Source organism: Streptomyces sp. CO7 (genome assembly GCF_053474865.1).
Genome location: NZ_JBRIOU010000006.1, coordinates 118,067 through 131,564 on the forward strand (window position 1 = coordinate 118,067; position 13,498 = coordinate 131,564).

At 74.1% G+C, this 13,498-nt stretch carries 13 protein-coding genes; 11 read left to right on the plus strand and 2 right to left on the minus strand.

Going from position 1 to position 13,498, the window contains the following annotated elements:
* The 5 genes from ACOV8S_RS21915 to ACOV8S_RS21935 form a co-directional block, all read left to right on the plus strand.
* On the plus strand, positions 1 to 2,727 hold a 2,727-nt coding region (locus ACOV8S_RS21915; protein ID WP_448319632.1), incomplete at its 5' end, for an NHLP bacteriocin export ABC transporter permease/ATPase subunit.
* A gap of 373 nt (positions 2,728 to 3,100) precedes the next feature.
* Positions 3,101 to 3,298, plus strand: coding sequence for a hypothetical protein (locus ACOV8S_RS21920; protein WP_448319633.1), 198 nt, complete (start codon positions 3,101 to 3,103; stop codon positions 3,296 to 3,298).
* A gap of 49 nt (positions 3,299 to 3,347) precedes the next feature.
* On the plus strand, positions 3,348 to 4,379 hold the full coding sequence (locus ACOV8S_RS21925) for an iron-containing redox enzyme family protein (RefSeq protein WP_448319634.1): 1,032 nt from the start codon (positions 3,348 to 3,350) through the stop codon (positions 4,377 to 4,379).
* A gap of 134 nt (positions 4,380 to 4,513) precedes the next feature.
* On the plus strand, positions 4,514 to 5,155 hold the full coding sequence (locus ACOV8S_RS21930) for a HemK2/MTQ2 family protein methyltransferase (RefSeq protein WP_448319636.1): 642 nt from the start codon (positions 4,514 to 4,516) through the stop codon (positions 5,153 to 5,155).
* A complete protein-coding gene (locus tag ACOV8S_RS21935; RefSeq protein WP_448319638.1) occupies positions 5,136 to 5,369 on the plus strand; it encodes a CDGSH iron-sulfur domain-containing protein in 234 nt (77 codons plus the stop codon). Before ACOV8S_RS21930 ends, ACOV8S_RS21935 begins: the two co-directional genes overlap by 20 nt.
* A 22-nt stretch (positions 5,370 to 5,391) precedes the next feature.
* Here the strand turns inward: ACOV8S_RS21935 and ACOV8S_RS21940 are convergent, their stop codons facing one another.
* The gene (locus ACOV8S_RS21940; protein ID WP_351116919.1) at positions 5,392 to 5,769 is read right to left on the minus strand and encodes a toxin Doc; all 378 of its coding nucleotides are present in this window, start codon (positions 5,767 to 5,769) and stop codon (positions 5,392 to 5,394) included.
* Positions 5,770 to 5,772: 3 nt separating this feature from the next.
* Positions 5,773 to 6,018, minus strand: a complete 246-nt coding sequence (locus tag ACOV8S_RS21945; RefSeq protein ID WP_108955630.1) for a hypothetical protein — start codon at positions 6,016 to 6,018, stop codon at positions 5,773 to 5,775.
* Positions 6,019 to 6,251: 233 nt separating this feature from the next.
* Between ACOV8S_RS21945 and ACOV8S_RS21950 the strand changes: the two genes are divergently transcribed.
* The 6 genes from ACOV8S_RS21950 to ACOV8S_RS21975 all read left to right on the plus strand — a co-directional run bounded on the left by ACOV8S_RS21950 (position 6,252) and on the right by ACOV8S_RS21975 (position 13,403).
* On the plus strand, positions 6,252 to 8,660 hold the full coding sequence (locus ACOV8S_RS21950) for a SpoIIE family protein phosphatase (protein ID WP_448319639.1): 2,409 nt from the start codon (positions 6,252 to 6,254) through the stop codon (positions 8,658 to 8,660).
* Positions 8,661 to 8,901: 241 nt separating this feature from the next.
* Positions 8,902 to 9,321 carry a DUF4232 domain-containing protein gene (locus ACOV8S_RS21955; protein ID WP_448319640.1) on the plus strand — a complete coding sequence of 140 codons (420 nt, stop codon included), beginning with the start codon at positions 8,902 to 8,904 and terminating at the stop codon, positions 9,319 to 9,321.
* Positions 9,322 to 9,454: 133 nt separating this feature from the next.
* Positions 9,455 to 10,378, plus strand: coding sequence for a hypothetical protein (locus ACOV8S_RS21960; RefSeq protein ID WP_448319642.1), 924 nt, complete (start codon positions 9,455 to 9,457; stop codon positions 10,376 to 10,378).
* 354 nt (positions 10,379 to 10,732) lie between these two features.
* Entirely contained in the window at positions 10,733 to 11,755 is a 1,023-nt protein-coding gene (locus tag ACOV8S_RS21965) for a glutathione S-transferase family protein (RefSeq protein WP_448319643.1), read from the plus strand.
* Between the two features lie 73 nt (positions 11,756 to 11,828).
* Positions 11,829 to 12,140, plus strand: coding sequence for a DUF4235 domain-containing protein (locus ACOV8S_RS21970; protein WP_351116929.1), 312 nt, complete (start codon positions 11,829 to 11,831; stop codon positions 12,138 to 12,140).
* Positions 12,141 to 12,368: 228 nt separating this feature from the next.
* The gene (locus tag ACOV8S_RS21975) at positions 12,369 to 13,403 is read left to right on the plus strand and encodes a 7-epi-alpha-eudesmol synthase (protein WP_448319645.1); all 1,035 of its coding nucleotides are present in this window, start codon (positions 12,369 to 12,371) and stop codon (positions 13,401 to 13,403) included.
* Positions 13,404 to 13,498: the final 95 nt, after the last annotated feature.

Below are 13,498 nucleotides of genomic sequence, written 5' to 3' on the forward strand. Positions count from 1 at the left end.
CACTGGCACCACCTGGGCCGGCTGGAGGCGGGCGCCCTGCTGCTCGGGCCGGTGGCCGGTCCCCGGCACACGCTGGTCGCCCGGCCGCTGCGGGACTGCGCGGTGCGCCGGATCCAGCTGCGGGAGCTGTACCAGCCGGTGGCCGAGCAGACCTGGACCTACGACGAGTACGGCACCCCGCTCCACCTGAGCCCGGGGTACACCGCCTCCGGGTCGAGTCCGCTGGAGCACGCGCTGGCGCTCGGCGTGGGGCGCGGTCTGTCGGTGCTGTTCCAGGCGCCGATGGCGGCGGTGTTCACGGCCGAGTTCACCGAGGGCTTCTCCACCGAGCCGGGCTTCCAGCAGGCCGCCGAGCACCTGGCGAGGAAGGCGGACGAGGACGTCTTCTCCCTGCACGTGCCGCCCGGCTCCGTCGCGCACGGCTCCGTGTACGGCGAGGAGGCCGCGGCCGACCTGCTCGTGGATCCGGCGCTCTGGCAGGGCATGGTGGACCGTCAGTACCGGCTGCTGTCCACCCTGGACCGGTGGATCGAGCAGCAGGAGCGGTCCCACGAGAGCCGCGCCGCAGCGGGCGTCCGGGCCGGGCTGGAGGCCCGCGACCGTGCGGACCGCACCCTGCTGGCGTCGATGGGCGGCCGTTCGGGCCGCCGCATCACCGACGTGGACGAGGACGCCACCTGGGCCGCCTGCCGTCTGGTGGCCCGCGCCGCGGGCGTCACGCTGGCCGATCCGGCGCGCGGCGCGGCGGGCGCCGAGCGGCTTGACCCGGTGGAGCGGATCGCGGCCGTCTCCCGGGTGCGGACCCGGACCGTGCGGCTGGGCTCCGGCCGCTGGTGGAAGGAGCACGTCGGCCCGCTGCTGGGGTTCCGCGCGCTGTCGGGCGCTCCGGTGGCGCTGCTGTGGCGGCGTGGGGGCTATGTCGCGGTGCATCCGACCACCGGGCGGGAAACCCGGATCGGCGCGGAGAACGCCGACGACTACGACGCGCGCGCCGTGATGTTCTTCCGCCCGCTGCCCGAGCGCCGGACCACCCCGCTGGGACTGGCCCGGTTCGTGCTGTCCGGGGCCCGTGGCGACATGGCGTCGCTGCTGCTGGGCGGGCTGGTGACGGTGGTGGTCGGCGTGTGCGTGCCGGTGGTCACCGGCAAGGTGCTCGGAGCGTACGTGCCGCAGGCGCGGACCGATCTGATCGCCCTGGCCTGCACCGCCGTGCTGGTGGCCGCCCTGGTGTCGGCGGTGTTCCTGCTGTTGCAGAACCTGACGATGCTGCGGCTGGAGGGGCGGATCGAGGCCGTGCTGCAGCCCGCTGTGTGGGACCGGCTGCTGCGGCTGCCGGCGCGGTTCTTCACCGACCGCTCCACCGGGGAGCTGGCCGGGGCGGCGATGGGCATCAGCCGGATCCGGCAACTGCTGGCCGGTGTGGGGCCGGTGGCCGTCCAGTCGCTGACGGTCGGCACCGTCAACCTGGCTCTGCTGTTCTGGTACGACCCGGCGATGGCGACGGCCGCCGCGGCCCTGCTGCTGGTGCTCGGCGCCGTGTTCCTGGCGCTGGGGCTGTGGCAGGTGCGCTGGCAGCGCCGGCTGGTCCGGCTCACCCACGAACTCAACAACCAGGCGTTCCAGACCTTGCGCGGCCTGCCGAAGCTGCGGGTCGCGGCGGCCGAGAACTACGCGTACGCCGCGTGGGCGGGCGAGTTCGCCCGCAGCCGGGAGATGCACCGGCGGCTGGGCGGGATCAAGAACCTCAATGCGGTCCTCGGCGCGGTGGCGCTCCCGCTCTGCTCGCTGCTGATGTTCATGCTGCTGGCGGGCCCCGCGCGGGGCTCGATGCCGGCCGCCGACTTCCTCGCCTTCAACACGGCGGTGACCATGCTGCTCGGCTCGGTCACCCAGCTGACCGGGGCGGCGGTGTCGGTGGTGGCCGCGCTGCCGCTGTTCGAGGAGCTCCGGCCGGTGCTGGACGCGGTGCCGGAGGTGCGGCGGGCGAACACGCCGCCGGGGCGGCTCACCGGGGCGATCGAGGCGCGCCGGCTGTCGTTCCGCTACTCCGACGACGGGCCGCCGGTGCTCGACGACGTCTCCTTCGAGGTCCGTCCCGGCGAGTTCCTGGCGATCGTCGGGCCCAGCGGCTGCGGCAAGTCGACGCTGCTGCGGCTGCTGATCGGCTTCGAGCGCCCCGCCTCCGGCAGTGTCCTGTACGACGGACAGGACCTGGCCGCGCTGGACCGGGCGGCGGTGCGCCGGCAGTGCGGGGTGGTGCTGCAGCACGCGCAGCCGTTCACCGGGTCGGTGCTGGAGATCATCCGCGGGCACGAGCCGTACACGCCGGAGGAGGTCATGGCGGCGGCGGAACTGGCCGGGCTGGGGGACGACGTCCGGCGGATGCCGATGGGGCTGCACACTCTGGTGGCCGGCAGCGGCTCGCTCTCCGGTGGTCAGCGCCAGCGGCTGATGATCGCCCAGGCGCTGATCCGGCGTCCGCGGATCCTCTTCCTGGACGAGGCGACCAGCGCGCTCGACAACGAGACGCAGCGGCAGGTCATCGAGAGCACCCGGGCGCTCCGGGCGACCCGGGTGGTGATCGCCCACCGGCTCTCGACGGTGATGGACGCCGACCGGGTGATCGTGATGGACGAGGGGCGGGTGGCGCAGATCGGCACCCCGGCCGAGCTGCTGGCCGACCGGGGCGGCCGGCTGCACGAGCTGGTGCGCCGCCAGATGACCTAGCGGACGTGGGCCGGGGCCCCGGTGCCCGCCGAGGCTTCCGCGGTGCCGGTGCCTCACCAGTACCGGAGCCTCCGCGGTGCCGAGGCCTCATCAGTGCCGAAGCCTCCGCGGTGCCGGGTCTTTCGCGGTGCCGAGGCATCCGGGTGCCCGGGCTGCCGGAGTGCCGGGCATCCGGAGTGCCGGGGTCTCCACGCCACCGGGTCCCCGGGCCGCCGGGAACCTCCGCGGACAGGGGCCCCGGCGGACAGGGGCCCCGGCGGAGGCGGGGTCTGTTCGCGGCGGTGCCGGGTACCCGCAGGTGGCCCCGGCACCGGGCCGCCCTCGGGCGGCCTGCGTGGGGCATCCCGAACCGGCGAGACCGAGGAGACGAACGGTGAACCACCACCACAGCGATCGCGACCGTCAGGACGACCCGCCGCGCACCGCGCTGGCCGAGGCCTTCCGCGAGGCGGAGGAGGCCGCGGCCCGCGCCGACGGCCGGGACCCGGAGGGGGCGGGCCGCTCCGGCGAGGCCGGCGACGCCACCTCGCCGAACCCGCGGGCCCAGGAGCAGGCCCGGCGGGACGGCTGACCTGGCGGTCCGCCCGGGTACCCGGCGTCGCGGCGGGTACCCGGGCCGCATGAGTCACGACCGCGACGCCCTTCACGACCGGCACGCCCCCGAGCTTCCCTCCTCCCGCGGCCCGCTGTCCGCGGGCGTCCTCGCCCTGCTGCGCGGCGAGGGCCCGCCCCCCGGCGCGGAGCTCGCCGACGAGGCCGACCCCTACGGCGACGACCTCCAGCTCGCCCTGTACTGCTGCTACGAACTGCACTACCGCGGCTTCGCCGGCGTCGACCCCGTCCTGGAGTGGGACCCGGCGCTGCTCACCGTGCGCCGGGCGATGGAGAACCGGTTCCTCGCGGCGCTGCGCCGGGACGTCGAGGTGCACCGCGACGTGCGCTCCGCCGTCAAGGAGCTCGAGACGGAGCCGGTCGAGGGCACGGGCGTCAGTTGGTTCCTGCGCGACGAGGGGGAGCTGCGCCATCTGCGGGAGTACGCCGCGATGCGGTCGGTCTACCACCTCAAGGAGGCGGACCCGCACGCCTGGGTGCTGCCCCGGCTGTGGGGGCGCGCCAAGGCCGCCATGGTGTCGGTGGAGTTCGACGAGTTCGGCGGCGGCCGCGCCGACCGGGTGCACGCCAAGCTGTTCGCCGACCTGATGGCGGACCTGGGCCTGGAGACCGCCTACGGCGTCTACCTGGAGCACTCGCCCGCCCCGGCGCTGGCCGTGGTCAACCTGATGTCGCTGCTGGGCCTGCACCGCGCGCTGCGCGGCGCGCTGGTGGGCCACTTCGCCACCGTGGAGATCACCTCCTCCCCCGGCTCCCGACGCCTGGCCGAGGCCATGCGCCGTACCGGCGCGGGAGCCGCCGCCGAGTTCTTCTACGACGAGCACGTCGAGGCGGACGCGGTGCACGAGCAGGTGGTCCGGCACGAGGTGATCGGCGGTCTGCTGGAGGAGGAGCCGTACCTGGAGGACGACGTGGTGTTCGGCATGGACGCGACGGTCTTCCTGGAGGACCGTCTGGGTGACCACGTCATGGCCTGCTGGCGCGCGGACCGTCCGGCACTGCGCTCCGAGCTGCCGGAGCCCGTGGCGGTGTCCGCGTGAGCGGGGCGGTGGCCGGGCCCCCGGAGCGCGCGACGGGACGGACCTGGACGGGTGACGGCGCGGGGCTCACCGGCCATGGTGCGGCCCGGCGTGGGTATTCGGCCCGTGTGAAACGACCTTTGGTTATCCCTGGTGTGTACGCCCCCCAGGACGACACGCTCCTCCTCTCCGAGGCACTGGAGGACGAGCCCTTCCCCGCCGGCGGCCGCGTGCTGGACGTGGGCACCGGCTCGGGAGCCCTGGCCCTGGCCGCCGCCCGCCGCGGCGGCCAGGTCACGGCCGTGGACGTCTCCCGCCGCGCGGTGGCCGGCGTCCGGCTCAACGCCCTGCTGCACGGGGTGCGGGTGCGCGCCGTGCGCGGCGACCTGTTCGCTCCGGTCCGGGGCGAGGCCTTCGACCTGATCACCAGCAATCCGCCGTACGTGCCCACCCCTCCGGGCGGTACGCGCGGCCGCCCCCGGGAGGCCCGCGCCTGGGACGCCGGGGACGACGGACGGCTGGTCGTGGACCGGATCTGCCGGGAGGCGCCGGAGCTGCTGCGCCCGGGCGGGGTGCTGCTGATGGTGCACTCGGCGCTGAGCGGTCCCGCCATCTCCGTGGAGCAGCTGCGGGCGGCCGGGCTGAAGGCGGCGGTGACCCTGCGGCGCCAGGTGGCGTTCGGCCCGGTGCTCAGGGACCGGGTGAACTGGTTGAGGCACCGGGGGATGATCTCTTCGGAACAGGCCCGCGCGGAGCGGGAGGAGCTGGTGGTGGTCCGTGCCGAACGACCCGTCTGAGCGCACGCCCGCCCCGGGCGCCTCGCAGCGTCCTGCGGATGCACGGCGCATCGTGGTGCCGCGCCGTGGCCCGATGCTGGTCGACGGACCGGTGGAGGTGGAGCTGGAGGACGGCACCGTGGCGTCCTCGGACCGCTTCCGGGTGGCCCTGTGCACCTGCCGGCTCAGCGCGCGCTACCCGTGGTGCGACACCAGCCACCGAAGGCGGCGCTGACGTGGCCCGCGCCGGCCACACGTCACAGTTGCCACTCCCGGAGACGGTCGGCGGCCGCGTAGACGTCGGCCTTGCCCGCGATCAGTTCGCGGGCGAGGTCGACGAGCGCGCCGTAGGGCGGGTCGATCCCCGCCCCGCTGGCGTACATGTACGCCACCGCCGTGGCGCAGGCGAAGCGGGCGTTGGAGGACGGCAGCGGCCTGAGCACGGCGATGGTGTGCAGCAGGGCGGCGGCGCGCCAGGCGGGGTCGGAGTCCACGCCCAGGCGCGGCGGGTCCACCCGGTGCCGGGCGACCGCGGCCACCAGGGCCGAGAAGTCGCTGACCGTCGGCTGGTCCGGCAGCACCTCCTCGTGGCGCTGCAGGAGCCAGGGGACGTCGACGTGCAGGACGGAGGTCATGCGTCAGGCGGCCCGCCCCGCGCCCCGGACCGGCGGCTCGTCGTCCGGGAAGGCGGCGGCGAACTCGTCCGCGTGCGTGGTGAAGAAGCGGCGGAAGGCCTCGGCGCCCTCCTGGAGGGCCCGGTGCCGCGCTATGTCCGCGGCCGCGGCCTCCCGGACCAGAGCCTTCATGGAGGTACCGCGCTCCTTGGCGATCTGCCGCAGGTCCTCGAGCTCACGGTCGCTGAACTCGACATTGAGAGCTGGCATGGCGCCAAGGTACCGCTCACCCGCCCGGGGGTAAATTCCCGCAGGTCACAGCCTACTGAACACCCATTCGGCCCGGTACCCGAAAGGGTGGGTGAGGCGTTCCTCCCGCACGGGTGCGCGGGGGCCTCTGCCCGCTCGGCCCATGGCCGCGGCACGCGCCCCCGTCCGAGGTACTACGCTGGGACCGACGTGACGCGACGGTCACGGAAAGTGTCCGCGATGGAGTGCCGACCATGAGCCCGGTCAACCCGCTCGACGATGCCGCGACGGCCCGCGCCGTGGTCGGGGACGACGGTGTCGTGCTCGAGTGGAGCGAGGGCGCGGTAAGGCTCCTGGGCCACACCCCGGACGAGATCGTGGGCCTCCATGCCTCCACCCTGATCGCCGGTGACGGTGACCACGGCGGCCTGCCGGCCGATCCGGAGCCCGTCGCGGACCGGCTCACCGCGACGGTCCCGCTGCGCCACCGGGACGGGCGGACCGTGCTGGTCGGCCTGATCGCCCACCACAGACCTCCGCAGGGCGACGCCCCGGGCAGCTGGCTCCTGGTGGCGCCGGTCGGCGAGACCTCCGACCCGCTGCGCCCCGACGACCCGCTGGCGACGGTGGAGCTGGTGCAGTCCCCCTGCGCGATGGCAGTCTTCGACTCCGGTCTGCGGCTGCGCGCGTTGAACGGCGACATGGCGCGGGTGCTGGGAGCCCCGGCCGACCGGCTGCGCGGACTGCGGGTGACCGACATCGGCGAGCGCCCGGAACTGGCGGAGGTCGAACAGGCCATGCGCCAGGTCCTGGAGACCGGCGAGCACTTCTCGGTGCGCACCTACCTGCCCCAGCTGGGCGGCGGCGGGACGATCCGCGCCTGGCTGACCAGCATGGCCCCGGTCCGCGACGGCATGGGCACGGTCTGCGGCGTCTCGGTGGCCGCCCACGACTTCACCGAGCAGCTGCGCGCCCGCGAGCGCCTCCAGCTGGTGAACGAGGCGAGCACGCGGGTCGGGACCACGCTGGACGTCCGCCGGACCGCGCAGGAGTTCGCGGACGTACTGGTGCCGGCGCTGGCCGACTTCGTCTCCGTGGACCTGCTGGACCCGGAGCACGGCGGTGACCCGCCGTCGGAACCGCCTCCGCCGTCGGTGTCGGTGAAGCTGCGCCGGGTCGCCGACCGCTCGGTGCTGGGCCGCTCCTCGGCCCTCCCCGACATCGGCGAGCTGGACTCCTATCCGGCGTCCAGCCTCCAGGCGGAGTCGCTCAGCCAGGCGCGAACCCTGGTCTTCACCGATACGACGGAAGTGCTGGCGCGCCGCTTCTCCTACCGGGAGGGGCTTGGGCGCCGAGTGCTGGACATCGGCGTGCACTCGGCGATGGCGGTGCCGTTGCGGGCCCGCGGGATGATCCTCGGTGTGGCCCTGCTGGCCCGGCACCGGCAGCAGGAGCCGTTCTCCCGCGACGACGTGCTGCTGGCGGAGGAGGTCGCGGCGACGGCCGCGGTGTGCATCGACAACGCCCGGCGTTACTCGCGTGAGCGGGAGGTGGCGCTGGCGCTCCAGCGGAGCCTTCTTCCGCGCTCGCTGCCCGTCACCGCCGCGCTGGAGGCCGCCTCGCGCTATCTGCCGGCTGCCCGCGCCGGCGGGGTGGGCGGCGACTGGTTCGACATCATCCCGCTCTCCGGCATGCGGGTGGCGATGGTGGTGGGCGACGTGGTGGGCCACGGCGTCCAGGCCTCCGCCACCATGGGGCGGCTGCGGACCGCGGTGCGCACCCTGGCCGACATCGACCTCGCGCCCGAGGAACTCCTCACCCACCTCGACGACCTGGTGGTCCGGCTCTCCGAGGAGGCGGGCGGCGAGGGAAGTCCGGGCGAGGTCGGCGCGACCTGTCTGTACGCGGTGTACGACCCGGTGTCCCGGCGCTGCTCCATGGCCCGCGCAGGGCATCAGCCGCCGCTCATGGTCCGCCCGGGCGGTCTGCCGGAGCCGGTCGAAATGCCGGCCGGCCCACCGCTGGGCGTGGGCGGTCTGCCGTTCGAGGTGGCCGACCTGGACCTTCCCGAGGGGACGGTCCTCGCCTTCTACACCGACGGCCTGGTGAAGAACCGCGGTCTGGACGTGGACGCGGGCCGCATCCAGCTGCAGGAGGCGCTGGCGGAGCCGGCCGAGTCGCTCGAGGCGAGCTGCGAGCACATCCTGGCGACGCTGCTGCCCAGGAGCGACGTGGCCGACGACGTGGCGCTGTTGCTGGCCCGCACCCGGGGACTGCCCTCCTCGAAGGTGGCGACCTGGGACATCCCCGCCGACCCGGCGCTGGTGGCGGCGATCCGCAAGCAGTCGGTGAAGCAGCTGGAGCACTGGGGTCTGGAGGAGGCCTCCTTCACCGCCGAGCTGGTGGTCAGCGAGCTGGTCACCAACGCCATCCGCTACGGCTCCCGGCCCATCCGGCTGCGGCTGATCCACGGCGCGGGGACCTTGATCTGCGAGGTGTCGGACAGCAGCCACACGGCCCCGCACCTGCGCCGGGCCCGGACCTTCGACGAGGGCGGCCGCGGCCTGCTGCTGGTGGCCCAGCTGACCCAGCGGTGGGGCACCCGCCACACGCAGGAGGGCAAGACGATCTGGGCGGAACTGGCGCTGCTCGACGCCGGGTGAGGCGTGCGGAGGGGGTCTTTCCGAATCAGGGCGGCCGGAGGACCATGGCGGGCAGATCCCGGCACCCCGACCTTCCTGGGAGTGGACGACCATGGGCCTCTCGCGCGCCACGCGACACCGCGGCATCTTGTGGACGGCGGTCGCGTCACTGCCTCTTTCCGTCCTGCTGACGGGCTGCTGGGCGGCTGACGAAGGGTCCGCCGCGGGGGCGGACGGGAAACCGGCCGGGGCGGGTGAAGCCGTGGAGCGGTGCCACACCTCCGGGCTGTCGGCCTCCGTGGGCCGGGGTGACGCGGGCGCGGGGCAGCGGAGCTTCTCGGTGGCCCTCACCAACCAGTCGGGACGCACCTGCACCGTGCGCGGGTTCCCCGGCGCGGCCTTCGCGGACGCCGACGGCGAACAGCTGGGCCCGGATCCCGAGCGGGTCGGGAAGGCGCCGGCCGACGCCATCACCCTCATCGCCGGGGAGAGCGTGTGGGCGGCGCTGTCGTTCCCGGATCCGCGGCTGACCGGGTCGACGGCCGAGAAGCCCGAGACCTTGCTGATCACGCCGCCGGACGAGCGGCGGCCGCTGAGCGTGCGGTGGGAGAACGGCGAGGTCCCGGTCTCCGACGGGGCGGAGCTCTCCGTGACGGCGTTCGCCGCGGAGTCCGGCGGCTGATCCGCCCGGGTGGCGGGCCGTTGGTGCCGCCGCGTGAGGGGGCGGCGTGTCGGCGGCGGGGCACGGGCCCCGGTGTCCGCCGGGGGTCATGCTCGTCGGCGGACCCGACGCTCCCGACCCCCCGGAGGAACCGGTGCCGGCATCCCCGACCCCGTCGCGCATCCCGCTCACCCGGCGGGCGCGTGTCGCCCTGACCGCGGGCGCCGCGGCCCTCGCCCTGGCCGCGGTGGCCCAGCCCTCCGCGCCCTCGCCCGACGACGGCCGCGGGCGCCCGACCGCTGCGGCTCCCTCCCAGGGCCCCGGCGCGGAGGCCGCCGCCGAGACCCTCTGCGCGCCGGCCGGTGTGCTGAAGGAGGGCGGCAGGAGGAAGGCCTCGGTTTCCCTGTGTACCTCCACCGGCGGCCCTTCCCTCGCCCTGTCGGCGCCCGCCACGTGTACGACGGCGCACGGCACGGTCCGCGCCTGCCGCACCACCGGCACCTGGACGGCCCGCAAGGACGGCAAGGTGGTCGCCCGCGGCGCCCTGCCCGGCTCCGCCGACTACCCCGGGCCGGGGACGTACCGGATCACCGCCGAGGTCCGTGTCCGCTCGACGCCCGCCGGTGTGGACGTGCGGGGCGAGGTGACCGCCCCCCTCACCCTCACCCAGCCGCTGCGCGAGCCCACGCACCGCATCGAGGTGGACCGGGACGAACTGCGGCCCAAACGCACCACGACGCTGACCTACACCGTGTACCGGGACAGCGAGGAGGGCGACGGCAGCGGCCGGTTCGGAGTGATCGGCGAGGAGGACTCCGGCATCCGTCTCGTCACCGCCGACGCCCGGTGCGTGAACCCGCTGGTCGGGCGCCACCCGTCGAGGAAGCGGCTCACCCACGCGCTCGACTGCGCGCTGACCGACCTGCAGCCCGGCCGTCCCGCCACCGTGGTCGTCCGGGCCACCACGGCCGACGCGTGCTCCACCGTGGTGTCGAAGCTGGGCTACTGGATGCCCCGGGGCCAGACCTTCCGCACCGGCGGGATGGTGGCGGGCCCCGCGGTCGCCTGCCGGGAGTGACCGCGCCGGCTCGCGACGACCGCGGCCCGGATCCCGCCCTGCTGGGGCTCGACCGGACGGGTGAGCGCGGGCGGGCGGCGGCAACTCCGCCGGATCGGTGCGCATGAAGCCCGCGCGGTGGGGCAGACGCTGGTGGGCCCCGCCGCGCTCCCCCGTCGCGGCGGGGCCCACCAGCGTCTTCACCCCCTTTTTCCGCGCGGCCTCGTGCCCGGCGCCCACCGCCCGCCCCGCGCGCTTTCCTCCGCGGATGACCTTCTCGCCCCTCTTCGTCGGTGCTTATCGCCGAAAAGGGGGAACGCAGTTCTGGGGAGCGGACGACCGGTCCGCGGACGGCACCGGGAAGGCGGAACGGCAATGAGCGGCGAGGGAAACGCCGGGTACGGCCGTAAGAAGTTCAAGCGGTCGCGGAGTCACTTCGCCGACCGGGTCACGGCCGACGGCAGGCACGGCTGGCCGGTGGAGCCGGGGCGCTACCGGCTGGTGATCAGCCGGGCCTGCCCGTGGGCGAGCCGGGCGGCCGTCTCCCGGCGCCTGCTGGGCCTGGAGGACGTCATCTCGATGGCCGTCGCCGACCCCGTCCAGGACGACCGGAGCTGGCGCTTCACCCTCGATCCGGACGGCCGCGACCCGGTGCTGGGCATCGCGTACCTGCACGAGGCCTACGACCGGCGCGAGCGCGACTACCCCGGCGGCGTCAGCGTCCCGGCGCTCGTCGACGTCCCCAGCGGGAAGCTGGTCACCAACGACTTCCACCGGATGACCCTCGACTTCGCCACCGAGTGGACCGCCCACCACCGCGAGGGCGCACCGGACCTGTACCCGCGCGCCCTGCGGGCGGAGATCGACGAGGTGATGGAGGACGTCTACCAGGACCTCAACAACGGCGTGTACCGCGCGGGTTTCGCGACCACCCAGGACGAGTACGAGGAAGCGTGCCGTGCGGTCTTCGCCCGGCTCGAGCGGCTCGCCGAGCGACTGGAGGGGCAGCGGTACCTGGTGGGCGACACCATCACCGAGGCGGACATCCGGCTGTTCACCACCCTGGTCCGTTTCGACCCCGTCTATCACGGCCACTTCAAGTGCAACCGCTGGAAGCTGGCGGAGAACCCGGTGCTCTGGGCATACGCACGGGACCTGTACCAGACCCCGGGTTTCGGCGACACGGTCGACTTCGACCACATCAAGCGTCACTACTACACGGTGCACACCGGCATCAATCCCACCGCGGTGGTGCCGGTGGGGCCGGACCTGGCCGGCTGGCTCACCCCGCACGGGCGGGAGCGGCTCGGCGGCCGGCAGTTCGGTGACGGCACTCCGCCCGGCCCGGTGCCGCCGGGCGAGGAGGTACCCGCTTCGGGACGGCCGACCCCGGCCTGACCGTCCGCGGGCCGCCTGCCCACGGATGGCGATCACGACCTTTCCCCCGACCGAGGAACGAAGGAGAGATCCCTTGGCCACCTACACGCAGAAGAAGCAGAAGCTGCCCGCCGCCTACAAGCCGCTCGGCTTCGCGGTCAGCTGGGGCGGCGGCCGACTGGCCACCGCCGCCTTCCAGAAGACCTGGAAGGCGATCAAGAAGGAGGACAACGCGCCGGACGCCCTCGACCGCGACCGTCAGTGGGGCGAGATCCTGCTGGCGGCGGCGATCCAGGGAGCCATCTTCGCCCTGGTCCGGGCGGTCATCGACCGGACCAGCGCCCAGGCCGTGGAGCGCAGGACCGGCGTGTGGCCGGACGGCTCGAAGGGCAACGGCAGGGACTGATCCCGGCCACCGTGCCACGAACCGGGGCCTCCGGGACGACGGGGGCCCCGGTTCTTCGTGTGACGGGTGGGGAAAGTGCACCAGGCACATGACCTCGAAAAGTAATACAGGTCACATGTTTAGAGGGTATGCCCGCACGACCAGGGGGGCAGCTTCGGAACGGCTCCGTGCCTCAACTTGGCGCATTTATAGCGCAATTGAGCCCTAATCCGTCCCGAAAGGACCCCCATGCCTCAGGACGTCACGTTCGACCTGCCTTTCTCCACCCCCGTCAGCCCGCATCTGGAGTACGCGCGCGAACGGCATCTGCGCTGGGTCCGTGACCGGGGGCTGGTCCGCAGCGACGCCGGCTTCGAGGAGTACTGCTCGTGGGACCTCGCGCAGGCGGCCGCGCGCACCTACCCCTACGCCTCCGCCGAGGACATGACCGTCCTGATGAACTGGTTCTCCCTGGCGTTCCTCTTCGACGACCAGTTCGACGCCAACCAGCCGGACCGGGCCGGCCGGATCACCGAGGTGGCCCGTGAACTGATCGTCACCCCGCTGCGCCCGGCAGGCACTCCCCCGCGGGTGGTCTGCCCGATCACCGAGGCATGGGCCGAGGTCTGGGAGCACCTGGCGCACGGCATGTCCCTCACCTGGCGAACCCGGTTCGCCGCCTCCTGGGGCCGGTTCCTGACCGCCCACTGCGAGGAGGTCGACCTCGCCGCCGCCGGGCGGGAGGGCACGCTGACCGTCAAGGAGTACGCGGAGTTCCGCCGCCGCACGGTGGGCATCCACCACAGCATCGACGCCGGTGAGCGCAGCCGCGGCTTCGAGGTACCGGCCCAGGTGCAGGCGCACCCGGTCATGGAGCGGATGCGGGACCTCGCCTCGGACGTCATCGGGTTCATGAACGACATCCACTCCTTCGAGCGGGAGAGGCGCCGGGGCGACGGGCACAACCTGATCGCCGTGCTCCGCCGTGAGATGGGCTGCTCCTGGGAGGAGGCCGCGGCCGAGGCGTACCGGATGACCGCCGGGTGCCTGGTGGAGTACCTGGAGCTCGAGGGGCGGGTGCCCGCGATGTGCGACGAGCTGGGGCTGTCCGAGGGCGAGCGCGCCCGCACGCACATGGGCGTGGAGGCGATCCAGCACTGGATCAACGGCAACTACGAGTGGGCCCTGGTGACCGGACGCTACGCGGCCGACAAGGACACGGTCGCGGCCGCAGCCGAGCGGGCCGGGAGGGGTTCCGTGGACGACCTGCTCCAGGTGAGCTGACGCCCGGCGCCCGCAGGAGACGCGCACGGCCCGGCGGCCGCATCCCTCCCGTGAGGGGTGCGACCACCGGGCCGTGCGCGTGTCGTACGGGGCCC